We start from the raw sequence: 12,840 nt of genomic DNA, 5'->3' as shown, positions 1-12,840 counted from the left end.
TTCAAAGGAGAAGACCCATGGCCATCAAGCGTTCCATCCGCACGCCCATCCAGAACCGCGTCGTCGAGACCGGCAACCTCGCCTTCGTCGGCGGCGTCGTCGCCGACGACACCAAGCAAGGGATGGGCCCGCAGACCCAGAACATCCTCGGCAAGATCGAGGGTTATCTCGGCGAGGTCGGGCTCGATCGAAAGGCGATCGTCGCCGCCCAGATTTTCGTCACCGACCTCACGCTGAAGAAGGAGATGGACGCGGTCTGGACCAGCTTCTTCGGCGAGGACATGCCGACGCGCGCCACGGTCGGCGTCGCCGATCTCGGCGGCCCGCTGATCGAGATCGTGGTCACCGCCTCGCGCTGATCCGTTTCAGGAAACGACAAGGCTGCAGGCGCATGATCGCGCCTGCAGCCCATCCTCGGAAAGCACGAACAGGGGTGCCCAACCTCCCAGCGCTGGCCTAGGGTCTTCGCCTGACGACAGCCCCGAGACCAGCATGCAGCACGCTTCCGACCATTCCGAAATCCGCGACGCCGTCGCGAAGCTCTGCGCGGATTATCCGGGCGAGTACTGGCGCAAGCTCGACCGCGAGATGGACTATCCGACGGAGTTCGTGACGGCGCTGACCGAAAGCGGCTTCCTCTCCGCACTGATCCCCGAGGAGTATGGCGGAGCCGGCCTCACGCTCTCGGCGGCAGCCGTCATCATGGAGGAAATCCAGCGCCAGGGCTGCAACGGCGCCGCCTGCCACGCCCAGATGTATGTCATGGGCACCGTGTTGCGTCACGGCAGCGATGACCAGAAGCGGCGCTACCTCCCGAAGATCGCGTCGGGCGAACTGCGCCTGCAGGCCTTCGGCGTCACCGAGCCGACCAGCGGCACCGACACTACGGCCTTGCGCACCACCGCCCGCCGCGAGGGCGACCACTATATCGTCAACGGGCAGAAGATCTGGACGAGCCGCGCCGCGCAGTCCGACCTGATGCTGCTGCTCGCCCGCACCACGCCGCGCGACCAGGTGCAAAAACGCACCGATGGGCTCTCCGTCTTCATCCTCGACATGCGGGAGGCGCTGAAGGACGGCCTGACCATCCGGCCGATCCGCACGATGATGAACCATGCCACCACCGAGGTCTTCTTCGACAATGTGAAGGTCCCGGCCCAAAATCTCGTCGGCGAGGAGGGCAAGGGCTTCCGCTACATCCTCTCCGGCATGAATGCCGAGCGCATCCTGATTGCAGCCGAATGCGTCGGCGACGCCAAATGGTTCATCGACAAGGCCTCGACCTACGCCAAGGAGCGTCATGTCTTCGGCCGGCCGATCGGCCAGAACCAGGGCGTCCAGTTCCCGATCGCCAAGGCCTACGCCAACATGCGCGCTGCCGAGCTGATGGTCCGCGAGGCCATCCGGCTCTACGAGGCCGGCGCCAATCCGGGTGCCGAGGCCAACATGGCCAAGATGCTCGCGGCCGACGCCTCCTTCGAGGCGGCCAATGCCTGCGTGCAGACGCATGGCGGCTTTGGCTTCGCCGAGGAATACGATGTCGAGCGCAAGTTCAGGGAGACGCGGCTCTATCAGGTTGCCCCGATCTCCACGAACCTGATCCTGACCTATCTCGCCGAGCATGTGCTGGGCATGCCCCGCTCCTACTGACGCTGCCGACGATCATCGCCGTGCCTTTCGTCGCACTCTTTGCCATAATGCAAAGAAGGCTCGCACGGCTTCACCTAGTGTCCGCTCATGGCGTCGTCCCTGCGTGACCGCAGGGCGGCGCCGGCATCTCGAACGCCCGCCGCGGACATCTCGTGGCGGGCCGGCCCGGACGACCATGAGCATCGATCCCGACCTGCTGCGTGGCACGCCCCTCTTTGCGTCCCTTGCGGCAAGCGCGCGGCAGACCATCGCCGCAGCCGCCTCCCTGCGCCGTCTCGCAGCCGGCGAGCGCGCCTTCACGCAGGGCGAGCCGGCCGGCGAAATCTTCCTCCTGCTCGCGGGCGGCCTCAAGCTGACGCGATCCGGCTGGGGTCGGGAGCCGGTGATTCTGCGTATCGTTCATCCCGGCGAGGTCTTCGAGCTCGACCATGGCCCGCACCGGATCCGGCACGATGCCACGGCAAACGCCCTGCGTGACAGCACGCTCGCCGTCTGGCCGCTCGCCGTCTGGCAGAGGCTGCTGCATGAACTACCCGGCCTGCCTTTCGGGCTCATCCAGGCGCTCGGCCTCGAATTGGCGGAGACGCAAGGGCGCTTTCTGGAGATCGCCTCGCTCGACGTGCCCCGGCGCCTCGCCCATGCGGTCCTGCGCCTGATCGACCGGGCCGGGCGTCTTGAGGAGGAGGGTACGCGGATCAATCTCCCGCTCTCCCGGCAGGATCTCGCGGCCATGACCGGCACCACCCTGCACAATGTCTCCCGCATCCTGACACGCTGGGAGCGCCATGGCCTGATCATCGGAGGCCGGCGCACGCTGCTGGTGCGCGATATCCCCGCCCTGATGCGCCTCGCGACAGCGGAAGCCTGACCGCGACCCGCCGCCTGCGTCCTGTTTGCCGAAGCGCAAAGAAACTTCCCGAGCCCCTCGTTATCACCCCCCTGTCCCCCGCCGCTCACATGCGGGGGCTCTTGAGCCGGCGTTGCCGGCGCGCACGCGCAACGGAAGGGTGAACGCATGGCCGAACGTCTGACAAAGGCGGGAGCCCGAAATGTCTTTTACGGCGGATCGATCTTCTTCTTCGCCATCTTCGTCGGGCTCACCGCCCACAGCCACTGGTTCATGCGGACACAGTCCACCGACGAGGCGACGCTCTCCCCCGCCGTCGCCCGCGGCAAGCATGTCTGGGAGCGCAATTCCTGCATCAACTGCCACACGCTGCTTGGCGAGGGCGCCTATTTCGCGCCTGAGCTCGGCAATCTCTGGAAGCGCTATGGCGGCGACAAGGATCCGGCCGGCGCCCGCGAGAGTCTGAAGGCCTGGATGGCGGCGATGCCGACCGGCATCGAAGGCCGACGCCAGATGCCGCAGTTCAACCTGACCGAGCAGGAACTCAACGATCTCGCCGATTTCCTGGAATGGACGAGCCGGATCAAGACCCAGAACTGGCCGCCCAACGATGCCGGCTGAGACATCGCGACAGGAGAGAGCCATGCCAGGCTACAACACCACGAGATATGAGACCCAGAGCGTCGCGATGCTCTATTTCTACGGCGCGCTCGCGCTGTTCGTCGCGCAGGTCACCTTCGGAGTCGTGGCGGGATTGATCTACGTCCTGCCCAATACGCTGTCGGTCGTCCTGCCCTTCAACATCGTGCGCATGATCCACACCAACGCCCTGGTGGTCTGGCTGCTGCTCGGCTTCATGGGCGCGACCTACTATCTCTTGCCGGAGGAGGCGCAGACCGAACTCTACAGCCGCAAGATCGCGGTCATCCAGTTCTGGCTGTTCTTTATTGCCGCGGCGATCGCGGTCGTCGGCTATCTCTTCCGCATCCATGAGGGCCGCGAATTCCTGGAACAGCCCTTCGCGATCAAGGTCGGCATCGTCGTCGTTGTTCTGATGTTCCTGTTCAACATCACCATGACCTCGCTGAAGGGCCGCAAGACCACGGTCACCAACATCCTGCTCTTCGGCCTCTGGGGCCTGGCGATCTTCTTTCTGTTCGCCTTCTACAACCCGGCCAACCTCGCGCTCGACAAGATGTACTGGTGGTACGTCATCCATCTCTGGGTCGAGGGCGTCTGGGAGCTGATCATGGCCTCAGTGCTGGCCTTCCTGATGATCAAACTCAACGGCGTCGACCGCGAAGTCGTCGAAAAATGGCTCTACGTCATCGTCGGGCTCGCCCTGTTTTCCGGCATCCTCGGCACCGGCCACCACTATTACTGGATCGGCGCGCCCGGGTACTGGCAGTGGATCGGCTCGCTGTTCTCGACGCTTGAGGTCGCACCCTTCTTCACCATGGTGATCTTCACCGTGCAGATGACCTGGAAGGCCGGCCGCAACCATCCCAACAAGGCGGCACTGCTCTGGTCGATCGGCTGCTCGGTGATGGCCTTCTTCGGCGCGGGCGTCTGGGGCTTCCTGCATACGCTCTCCTCGGTGAACTACTACACCCACGGCACGCAGGTAACCGCCGCCCACGGCCACCTCGCCTTCTTCGGCGCTTATGTGATGCTGAATCTCGCGATGATGGCCTATGCCATCCCCGAGCTGAAGGGCCGTGCGCCCTACAACCAGTGGCTCTCGATCGCGAGCTTCTGGATGATGTGCACGGCGATGTCGGTGATGACATTCGCACTGACCTTCGCCGGTGTCGTGCAGGTCCATCTCCAGCGCGTCCTCGGCCAGGGCTTCATGGACGTGCAGGACCAGATCGCCCTGTTCTACTGGGTTCGGCTCGGCTCTGGCGTGGTGGTGGTGATCTCCGCGCTGATGTTCGTCTGGGCCGTGCTGGTACCCGGGCGCGAGCGCAGCGCCGATCCGTTTGCCCTCGCTCAACCGGCGGAATGACGCTTCCGCCCGCCGGTCAGCAGGCCGGCGGGCCACCGCCCTCCCGATTGATTGGATGCCCGCGATGAACATGATTCCGCGCCCGCCGATTCCGGCGCCCGCTAGCGACACGATCGACATTCCCGCCTACACCGCCTCCGGCAACGAGCGCTTCCTGTTCGAGAAGGCCTGGGAGCGGCGTCTGCCGCTGCTGCTGAAAGGGCCGACCGGCTCGGGCAAGACCCGTTTCATCGCGCATATGGCTGCACGCTTAGCTCTGCCGCTCTACACGATCGCCTGCCATGACGATCTCTCCGCCGCAGATCTCACCGGCCGGCATTTGCTCAAGGGCGGTGAGACCGTCTGGATCGACGGCCCCCTGACTCGGGCGGTGCGGGAGGGCGGGCTCTGCTATCTCGACGAGATCGTCGAGGCCCGCAAGGACGTCGCTGTGGTGCTGCATCCGCTGACCGACGACCGGCGCATCCTGCCGCTGGAGCGCACCGGCGAACTTTTGGCCGCACCGCCCTCCTTCATGGTCGCTGTCTCCTACAACCCGGGCTACCAGAACCTGCTCAAGAACCTGAAGCCCTCGACCCGCCAGCGCTTCGTCTCGATCAGTTTCGATTTCCTGCCGCGCGAGCAGGAGATTGCCGTCGTCGCGCAGGAAAGCGGACTCGACGAAGCTATGGTCGCCCCGCTGGTCGATCTCGCCCGGCGGCTGCGTACGCTCAAGGGACAGGATATCGAGGAGGGCGTTTCGACCCGCCTCGTCGTCTATGCGGCAAGCCTGGTCGCCGCCGGCCTGCCGAGGCAGGAGGCCGTGATGGCCGCCATCATCGAACCCCTGACCGACGAGCCGGAGATCCGCGCCGGGCTGGTCGAGATCACCCGCGCGGTCCTCGCCTAGGAGGCTGCGATGCTGGACTTCCTCGAACTGGAAGAGACGGTCGGGCGCTTCTGGCACCGGCTGGTCGGTGATACCGCGAGCCTGCCGCACCATCCGCAGGCCGCGGTGACGCTGGCCGCCATGTCGTCGACGCTCGCCGTCTGCTTCCGCGGTTTCGGCGGCGAGCCCGGCATCCGAATCGTTCCCGCCCGCGAACGCACGACCGGTCACCGGCTGAACCTGCGCCAACGCGTCGGCCTTGGCGAGGAAAGGCTGACGCAGGCAATGCGCACACCGGACAGCTTACAACTGCCCACGCAGATCGCGCTTTTCCCGGAGACCGGGCTGAACCGCGATCTCTATATCTGGCTCGCCGCCTGCATGGCCGCGATGCCGGCACGACCGATCACCGAGACAGATCCGCTCCAGCGCGACCTCGCCTTGATCTCTGCGGCGCAGCGCCTTGTCGCCAGAGTCCTCGCCGCCTTTCCCGGCCTCGCTCCGGTCTATCGCCAACTGGCCGAAGCCCTGCTCGCCACCCGGCGCCGCGAAGGCCTGCCCGCGACCGAAGCGAGGGTCGAGGCGCTGATCGGTGCGCTGCTGAAGGGCAAACCCCTCCACATCACTGCCGAAGACAGGCTCGACCGGGCTCCAGCCGGCTACCTGCCGGCGCTCGGCGTACCGCTCTGGCCGCTGGCGAGTACCGCCGCGCCGGCCCGAACGCGTCGACGCGACGAGGACCAGCCGCCTCCGGCCTCGACTCGGGCCGACGAGCAGACGAAGACCTACGCCGCCAGCCGCGAGGAGACGGCCGAGGACTGGCGCGAACGCAGCCCCTTCGCCCTCAACCGCTTCGAGACGATCCTGGCGATGTCCGAGATGATCGCGGTCGACCGCCCTTCCGACGACAGCGAGGAGCACGAGCCCGAGGCCGCCGACGAGCTCGACGACATGGTGCTGAGCGAACGCAAGGGCCGCCCGGCCTCCCGCTTCCGCTTCGATCTCGACCTGCCACCGGAAGCGATGGACGAGACGGCACTGGCCGGCGCTCTGACCTATCCGGAATGGGATTTCCGCAGCGCCTCCTATCGCGACGATCATTGCCGCGTGCTTGCCGCGATGGCGCAGCAGGAGCTGGTGCCTCCGGTGCAGGATGCCGCGACGCGTGCGCTCGTGCGGCAGGTCCGGCGCCAGTTCGAGGCCCTGCGCCCGCTGCGGGAGCCGCAGCGCGGCCAGATCGACGGCCCCGATCTCGATCTCGACGCGGTAGTGCGCCGCCAGGCCGATCTCGCCGCCGGCGGCCCCGGCAGCGACCGCATCCATCTGGCGAGCCGGCCGCAGGCACACGACCTCGCCGTGACGACCCTGATGGATGTCTCACTCTCGACCGATTCCTGGTTCGACGACTTGCGCGTTCTGGATGTCGAGAAGCAGGCGCTCACCGTCTTCGCCCACGGCCTTGCCGCCTGTGGCGACCGCCACGAGATCCTGACCTTCACCTCGCGCCGCCGCGACTGGGTGCGGATCGAGACGGTGAAGCGCTTCGACGAAGCGATGGGGCCGGCGGTCGAGGCTCGCATCGCCGCGCTGAAGCCCGGCTACTACACCCGCATCGGCACCGCGATCCGCCATGCCACGGCCGGTCTGAAGGCGAGGCCCGACCGGCGCAAGCTGCTGCTCGTCCTCACCGACGGCAAGCCCAACGACATCGACCATTATGAAGGCCGCTTCGCCATGGAGGATACGCGCATGGCGGTGATCGAGGCGCGCCGCGCCGGCATCTGCGTCTTCGCCGTCACCGTCGACCGGGAGTCGCGCGCCTATATCCCGCATCTCTTCGGTCGCAACGGCCATGCGGTGGTCTCCCGGCTCGATCGCCTGCCGGCGGCCTTGCCGGCGATCTACCGCGCGCTTGCGGCTTGAGGAGAACGCCATGACCGACGCCCAGATGGGTCTCGTGGTCGCCACACCTGCGATCATCGTGATGGCCCTGCTGCTCTACCGGATGGGCGTGCTGCAGAAGGGCGGCGTTGCCGCGGCCATCATGATGTCGCTGGCCATCGCCGTCCTGCTCTTCCTCGAACAATGAGTCCGGCAAAGCCGCGCTGTTTGCGTTTGGGCAAACTGCCGCGGGCGCGCCTTCGCTAGGCTGGAGAGCCGCCCGCATCGGGGCCGCAACCGGAGCCGAACCATGACCACCCAACCCCTCGAACCGCTCGACGTGCGCACCATCCCGCCGGTCGTGCGCCATGCCACTATCTTCGGCATCATGGAGCGGCTCTCCCCCGGTGACGCCTTCAGAATCGTCAACGACCACGACCCGGCGCCGCTGCGCCGGCAGATCGAGGCGCGTTATCCGGGCGCCTATTCCTGGGACTACATCGTGCAGGGTCCGGAGATCTGGCAGGTCGAAATCGGCCGCAACGAAACCGGCGACAGCGGCCACGACGCCGATTGCGGCGGCCATGACGAAGGCCATTCCTGCACCTGCGGCCACTGACCGCTTCGCATTCGGGAGACCGCAGCCATGCCGATGGCATCGCTGTCCCGCTGGACCATGAGCTATTTCGCGGCCGCGCTCGCCTTCCTTGTCGCGGCCGAGGCGCTTGCCGTCGCCGGCATCGGCTATCCCGCCGCCGGCCTTGTGGAACCCGCGACGCTCCTCCTCGTCCATTTCGTCGCGATCGGCTGGCTCAGCCTCGCCATGGCCGGCGCGCTCCTGCAATTCGTACCGGTTCTGGTCTCCAGCCCTCTCGCCTTCCCGCGGCTCGCCTTGCCGGCGCTCGCCATGCTGGCGGCGGGCCTCGCCCTGCTCTGCGCCGGCTTCGCCACGCTGGCCGGCTGGATCGAAGCGCCGCTCGACCTGCTCCCGCTGGGCGCTGCCTTCCTGCTTTGCGGCTTTTCCCTGCTCGGTCTGATGTTGGTCGCCACGCTCCTGAGCGCACGACCGGTCGCCCTGTTCGCACGCTTCGTTCTTACCGGCCTGGCCTGTCTTGCAGCCACGGCGTTGAGCGGCGCCGGCTTCTCGACACTGCTATCGGGGCACGGAGACTGGCTCGGCACCGTCACCCTGCTACCCGATGGCCTGCCCTTTCACGCCCTGCTCGGCCTCGGCGGCTGGCTCGGGCTGATCGCCGTCGGCGTCAGTTACCGCCTCTTCGTCATGTTCATGATGGCGCCGGAGCCGCCCTCGCGCCGCGTACGCCCGGTTTTGCTGCTCGCCGGCTTGGGGTTCGGCCTCGCCTTGGTCGGTCTCGCTGCGCCCTTCGCCGGTATCGAGCCGGGGGCTTTGTGGATCACCGCGATCCTCGCAGCACTGATACTGGCCAGCCTCTTCTACGCCCGCGACATCCTCACGCTCTATCGTGCCCGCCGGCGCAAGGCGCTCGAGATCAACATGCTCGCCAGCATCCCGGCCTTCGGCGCGCTCGGCCTCGGGCTGACGCTACTGCCGGTCGCCGTCATCGCCCATGCCGGCGACGGCGCGATCGCGGCACTCGTCTTTCTGATCGCCTTCGGCTGGCTCGGCGGCTTGACGATGGCGCAACTGGTGAAGATCGTCTCCTTTGTGACCTGGCTCGAAACCTATACGCCCCGCCTCGGGCGCGGCCCGGCGCCGCGTGTCGGCGACCTCGTCGCCATGCCGCGCACCGGCTGGTGGTTCCTCCTCTATTACGGCGGGGTCGGGCTGGCCGCTGCCACGCTCGCCATCGCCGCATCGACCGGCTTCCGCCTGGCCATGGCGCTTTGCCTCGCCGGCACGGCCGGAATCGTCACCGAGCTCATCGGCATCCGCCGCTTGTCGCAGATCAAGGCGTCCGACCGGCCGCCGGCGCATGAACGCCCCCGGCTACTGGCCGCGCGGGCCGAGGAAAGGAAACCTGCCCATGTCGAAACCGGAAGAATCGCCCGTCCGCGAGCTTGACGTCCGCCCGATGCTGCGGGCTGGCGAGGAACCTTTCCAGGCGATCATGGACGCCGTCGGGGCGCTTGCGCCGGGCGAATCCCTGCGCCTCATCGCGCCCTTCCGGCCTGTCCCTCTGTTCTCGGTGATGGCCAATCGCGGCTTTTCGGCCAGCGATCGCCCGCTCGGCGGCGGCGACTGGGAAGTCCTGTTCTCGCCGGTCGCCGGCATGCAGGTCGAAACCGGGCTCGCTGCGGGCAGCAGTCCCTCCGCCCTGTCCTGGGGTGACCCCATCGAGGAACTCGATCTCGTCGATCTCGACCCCCCGGAGCCGATGGTCCGCATCCTGGAAGCGCTCGAAGATCTCAAGCCCGGCGACGTGCTGTTCGCGCTGCTCGCCCGCGAACCGGTCTTTCTCTTTCCGGAGCTGGCCAAGCGCCAGCACGAATGGGCCGGCAATTTCGATGCTTCCGGCACGGCCTATCGCCTACTCGTACGCCATGGCGGCGGGAGGGCGCACGGATGAACGCCGGTCTGGAGCGGCTTGTCGAGATTGCCTTGCGCGACGTCCTCGACCCCGAGATCGGCCGCAGCGTCGTCGATCTCGGCCTGATCTATGCGATCGCGGCGACGCCGGACGGCAGGGTCTCGATCACCATGACGACGACCACGCGCGGTTGCCCGCTGGCCGGCTTCCTGAAGGAGGCCGTCGCCATGGCGGCCGGAGCTGTCGAGGGCGTGACGGCGGTCGAGGTGACGCTGACCTATGAGCCAGCCTGGGAGCCGGCGATGATCGCCGCCGAGTGACGGCTCCCGCAACGATCGTCAAAGATGTTGTGCTGCAACAAAGACCGATTTCGCCAGGCTCCTAAAGTCCTCATGACCGGTCGAACTCCGGTCTTCCGGCAAGGAGACAAGCCATGGGCCAAGAGGCCAAACGGGGCGAAGAGCTCAAACTGACCCGCCGCAGCATTCTGGCGGGAGCGGCGGCTGCGGGGGCGATCGTCCAGGCGGCTTCCGCGCCGGCCCAGGCGCAGGCCGTGATGACCAAGGCCACCGCCACGGATATCGCCAAGCTGCCGCGCGTCAAGCCGAAGCTGGTTGATCCCCCTTTCGTGCATGCGCATGAGCAGATCGCGACCGGCGGGCCAAAGGTCGTCGAATTCGAGATGACGATCCACGAGAAGAAGATCATCCTCGACGATGCAGGCACCGAGACCTACGCCTTCACCTTCAACGGCACCGTACCGGGCCCGCTGATGGTCGTGCACGAGGGCGATTATGTCGAACTGACGCTGATTAACGCCGAAACCAACGAATTGATGCACAATATCGACTTCCATTCGTCGACCGGTGCGCTCGGCGGCGGTGGCCTGACCGAGGTTAACCCCGGCGAGAAGGTCGTGCTGCGCTGGAAGGCCACCCGGCAGGGCGTGTTCGTCTACCATTGCGCCCCTCCTGGCATGGTGCCCTGGCACGTCACCGCGGGCATGAACGGCGCCATCATGGTGCTGCCGCGCGACGGGCTGAAGGATGGCCAGGGCAAGGCCCTGAAATACGACAAGGTCTACTATGTCGGTGAGCAGGACTTCTATGTGCCGCGCGACGAGAACGGCAAGTTCAAGCGCTATGCCAGCGTCGGCGAGTCGCATGAGGATGTCGTCAAGGCGATGCGCACGCTGACCCCGTCTCATGTCGTGTTCAACGGCAAGGTCGGCGCACTCACGGGTAAGAATGCCCTCACCGCCAAGGTCGGCGAGACCGTGCTGATCGTGCATTCCCAGGCCAACCGCGACACGCGGCCTCACCTGATCGGCGGTCATGGCGACTATGTCTGGGCCACCGGCAAGTTCCGCAACCCGCCGGAACGGGACCTGGAGACCTGGTTCATCCCCGGCGGCTGCGCGGGCGCGGCGCTCTACACCTTCCTTCAGCCGGGCATCTACGCCTATGTCAACCACAACCTGATCGAGGCCTTCGAGCTCGGCGCCGCCGGCCATTTCAAGGTCGAGGGTGAGTGGAACGACGACCTGATGAAGCAGATCCTGGCGCCTGCCGGCATCTGACATGTCCACGCCTCCCCGCCATCCGGCGGGGAGGCCCTTCTTCCCGACAGGGATTCCGACCATGGCCACCACGCTGCGCCCCACGCTGCCGGGGCTGACGACCTCGCTCGGCCTCATGCTCCTCGCCGGAGCCGCCGCCCTTCTGCTGGCCGCGCCGATGCGCCGGCCAACCCCGAGCTTCCCCCTGCCGCAGACCACGATCGTGCCACCCGCGACTCTGCTGCACCGCCTCGACGGCGAATACAGCCGCGCCGGTCGCCCGGTCGACGCGCCCCGCGTCACGGTCAGGATCACGCAACCGCTCGAGATCATGCGCTATCAGGTGACCGCGGCCGACTACGCGCGCTGCATCGCGGCCAGCGCCTGCAAGCGGCTCGACAGCCCGGCACCGCGCGGCGACTTGCCCGCGACCGGCGTCAGCCATGCCGATGCCAGCGATTACGCCGCGTGGCTGACGCGCGAGACCGGTACGGTCTGGCGCCTGCCGACCGATCGGGAATGGGCCCACGCTGCCGGCTCGCGCTTCATCGACGATGCCCGCGGCCTCGACGGCGACGCCTATAATCCAGCCCGGCGCTGGCTCGCCGACTACGAGCGCGAGGCTAACCGCAAGGCGGCAAGCGATCCCGCCCCGCGCCCGGTCGGCAGCTTCGGCGCCAACGAGCACGGCGTCCACGACATCGCCGGCAATGTCTGGGAATGGACACAGACCTGCCTGCGCCGCGTCTCGCAGGATGCGGCAGGCCGCACGCTCAGTGAGACCAGCAATTGCGGCATCTATGTCGTCGAAGGCCAGCACCGCGCGCCGATGACCTTCTTCATCCGCAACCCCAAGGCGGGCGGCTGCTCGGTGGCGACGCCGCCCGACAATCTCGGCTTTCGTCTGGTCCGCGAGCGCAGCTGGCGCGACCGGCTGCCCGCAGCCCTCGGCCGGCTGCTGCCGGCATGACGGTTGCGGTCGCCAGCCGCACCCTCGACGGCGCAAGGCCGGTTCCGGAAGGCGGCATGGAACTCCTGCTCTGGATTCTCGTCTGGAGCGAACTCGTCGTCTTCGGCGCCCTGCTCGGCGCCTTCCTGCTGATCGCCTGGCTAAACCCGTCGGCGCATACCGCTTTCCACCTTGAACTCGACCTGCCGCTCGCCGGTTTCGCAACGGCGACCTTGCTGACCAGCGGTTTCTTCGCGGCTCTGGCCGCATCAGGACGAGCCCTGCGCCGGAACCTCATCCTCGCCGCACTGGGCGGCTTCGCGTTCTGCGCCCTGAAACTGACCGCCTTAAGCCATGAAATGCCGGCGCTGGTCGCGAGCGAGAACCGGCTGTTCGAGCTCTACCTGCTGACCACCGGCTTCCATCTCGCACATGTGCTCTTCGTCGCGATCCTGCTGCTCGTCGTCGCCTGGCGTCCCGCGCCGCGATCGGTCGAGACCGTCGCCTCGGTCTGGCACCTCGTCGATCTCGTCTGGCTGCTGATCCTGCCGGTTATCTATCTGGGCTGA

Annotated in this window: 15 protein-coding genes; all 15 read left to right on the top strand. The window is 67.0% G+C overall.

Annotation, left to right across the window (positions count from 1 at the left end):
* The first annotated feature begins 17 nt into the window (after positions 1-17).
* The 15 genes from J0I42_RS04585 to J0I42_RS04515 all read left to right on the top strand — a co-directional run bounded on the left by J0I42_RS04585 (position 18) and on the right by J0I42_RS04515 (position 12,840).
* Positions 18-359: a Rid family hydrolase gene (locus J0I42_RS04585; protein WP_113584410.1), complete on the top strand. Its 342-nt coding sequence runs from the start codon at positions 18-20 to the stop codon at positions 357-359.
* Positions 360-492: 133 nt separating this feature from the next.
* The gene (locus J0I42_RS04580) at positions 493-1,650 is read left to right on the top strand and encodes an acyl-CoA dehydrogenase family protein (RefSeq protein ID WP_291653216.1); all 1,158 of its coding nucleotides are present in this window, start codon (positions 493-495) and stop codon (positions 1,648-1,650) included.
* Between the two features lie 175 nt (positions 1,651-1,825).
* Complete coding sequence (locus tag J0I42_RS04575; RefSeq protein ID WP_291653215.1) at positions 1,826-2,518, top strand: Crp/Fnr family transcriptional regulator; 693 nt, start codon at positions 1,826-1,828, stop codon at positions 2,516-2,518.
* Between the two features lie 147 nt (positions 2,519-2,665).
* Positions 2,666-3,118 carry a c-type cytochrome gene (locus J0I42_RS04570; protein ID WP_291653213.1) on the top strand — a complete coding sequence of 151 codons (453 nt, stop codon included), beginning with the start codon at positions 2,666-2,668 and terminating at the stop codon, positions 3,116-3,118.
* Positions 3,119-3,140: 22 nt separating this feature from the next.
* On the top strand, positions 3,141-4,505 hold the full coding sequence (locus tag J0I42_RS04565) for a cbb3-type cytochrome c oxidase subunit I (protein WP_291653211.1): 1,365 nt from the start codon (positions 3,141-3,143) through the stop codon (positions 4,503-4,505).
* 64 nt (positions 4,506-4,569) lie between these two features.
* Positions 4,570-5,394 (top strand): CbbQ/NirQ/NorQ/GpvN family protein, encoded by an 825-nt coding sequence (locus J0I42_RS04560; protein WP_291653209.1) that lies wholly within the window; start codon positions 4,570-4,572, stop codon positions 5,392-5,394.
* A gap of 9 nt (positions 5,395-5,403) precedes the next feature.
* On the top strand, positions 5,404-7,296 hold the full coding sequence (locus J0I42_RS04555) for a nitric oxide reductase activation protein NorD (protein WP_291653207.1): 1,893 nt from the start codon (positions 5,404-5,406) through the stop codon (positions 7,294-7,296).
* A gap of 10 nt (positions 7,297-7,306) precedes the next feature.
* Positions 7,307-7,462 carry a hypothetical protein gene (locus J0I42_RS04550; RefSeq protein WP_291653205.1) on the top strand — a complete coding sequence of 52 codons (156 nt, stop codon included), beginning with the start codon at positions 7,307-7,309 and terminating at the stop codon, positions 7,460-7,462.
* A 102-nt stretch (positions 7,463-7,564) separates the two neighbouring features.
* Positions 7,565-7,873, top strand: a complete 309-nt coding sequence (locus tag J0I42_RS04545; RefSeq protein WP_291653203.1) for a DUF2249 domain-containing protein — start codon at positions 7,565-7,567, stop codon at positions 7,871-7,873.
* 27 nt (positions 7,874-7,900) lie between these two features.
* Positions 7,901-9,298, top strand: coding sequence for a hypothetical protein (locus J0I42_RS04540; protein WP_291653201.1), 1,398 nt, complete (start codon positions 7,901-7,903; stop codon positions 9,296-9,298).
* Entirely contained in the window at positions 9,261-9,803 is a 543-nt protein-coding gene (locus J0I42_RS04535) for a DUF2249 domain-containing protein (RefSeq protein ID WP_291653200.1), read from the top strand. The genes J0I42_RS04540 and J0I42_RS04535 overlap by 38 nt, the downstream gene beginning before the upstream one ends.
* Positions 9,800-10,084, top strand: coding sequence for a metal-sulfur cluster assembly factor (locus tag J0I42_RS04530; protein ID WP_291653198.1), 285 nt, complete (start codon positions 9,800-9,802; stop codon positions 10,082-10,084). The genes J0I42_RS04535 and J0I42_RS04530 overlap by 4 nt, the downstream gene beginning before the upstream one ends.
* 113 nt (positions 10,085-10,197) lie before the next feature.
* A complete protein-coding gene (gene nirK, locus J0I42_RS04525) occupies positions 10,198-11,343 on the top strand; it encodes a copper-containing nitrite reductase (RefSeq protein ID WP_291653196.1) in 1,146 nt (381 codons plus the stop codon).
* 61 nt (positions 11,344-11,404) lie between these two features.
* Positions 11,405-12,292, top strand: coding sequence for an SUMF1/EgtB/PvdO family nonheme iron enzyme (locus J0I42_RS04520; protein WP_291653194.1), 888 nt, complete (start codon positions 11,405-11,407; stop codon positions 12,290-12,292).
* Positions 12,289-12,840 (top strand): cytochrome c oxidase subunit 3 family protein, encoded by a 552-nt coding sequence (locus tag J0I42_RS04515; RefSeq protein WP_291653193.1) that lies wholly within the window; start codon positions 12,289-12,291, stop codon positions 12,838-12,840. Before J0I42_RS04520 ends, J0I42_RS04515 begins: the two co-directional genes overlap by 4 nt.

It is taken from the genome of Allobosea sp., from assembly GCF_017308015.1.
GTDB lineage: Bacteria > Pseudomonadota > Alphaproteobacteria > Rhizobiales > Beijerinckiaceae > Allobosea.
The sequence above is the reverse complement of the archived record's forward strand: the minus strand, read 5'-3'. Positions and strand labels throughout refer to the sequence as shown.

Coding starts and splice junctions, on each gene's coding strand:
- J0I42_RS04585 (WP_113584410.1), top strand. CDS start 18: ATGGCCATCAAGCGTTCCATCCGCACGCCCATCCAGAACCGCGTCGTC.
- J0I42_RS04580 (WP_291653216.1), top strand. CDS start 493: ATGCAGCACGCTTCCGACCATTCCGAAATCCGCGACGCCGTCGCGAAG.
- J0I42_RS04575 (WP_291653215.1), top strand. CDS start 1,826: ATGAGCATCGATCCCGACCTGCTGCGTGGCACGCCCCTCTTTGCGTCC.
- J0I42_RS04570 (WP_291653213.1), top strand. CDS start 2,666: ATGGCCGAACGTCTGACAAAGGCGGGAGCCCGAAATGTCTTTTACGGC.
- J0I42_RS04565 (WP_291653211.1), top strand. CDS start 3,141: ATGCCAGGCTACAACACCACGAGATATGAGACCCAGAGCGTCGCGATG.
- J0I42_RS04560 (WP_291653209.1), top strand. CDS start 4,570: ATGAACATGATTCCGCGCCCGCCGATTCCGGCGCCCGCTAGCGACACG.
- J0I42_RS04555 (WP_291653207.1), top strand. CDS start 5,404: ATGCTGGACTTCCTCGAACTGGAAGAGACGGTCGGGCGCTTCTGGCAC.
- J0I42_RS04550 (WP_291653205.1), top strand. CDS start 7,307: ATGACCGACGCCCAGATGGGTCTCGTGGTCGCCACACCTGCGATCATC.
- J0I42_RS04545 (WP_291653203.1), top strand. CDS start 7,565: ATGACCACCCAACCCCTCGAACCGCTCGACGTGCGCACCATCCCGCCG.
- J0I42_RS04540 (WP_291653201.1), top strand. CDS start 7,901: ATGCCGATGGCATCGCTGTCCCGCTGGACCATGAGCTATTTCGCGGCC.
- J0I42_RS04535 (WP_291653200.1), top strand. CDS start 9,261: ATGTCGAAACCGGAAGAATCGCCCGTCCGCGAGCTTGACGTCCGCCCG.
- J0I42_RS04530 (WP_291653198.1), top strand. CDS start 9,800: ATGAACGCCGGTCTGGAGCGGCTTGTCGAGATTGCCTTGCGCGACGTC.
- nirK (WP_291653196.1), top strand. CDS start 10,198: ATGGGCCAAGAGGCCAAACGGGGCGAAGAGCTCAAACTGACCCGCCGC.
- J0I42_RS04520 (WP_291653194.1), top strand. CDS start 11,405: ATGGCCACCACGCTGCGCCCCACGCTGCCGGGGCTGACGACCTCGCTC.
- J0I42_RS04515 (WP_291653193.1), top strand. CDS start 12,289: ATGACGGTTGCGGTCGCCAGCCGCACCCTCGACGGCGCAAGGCCGGTT.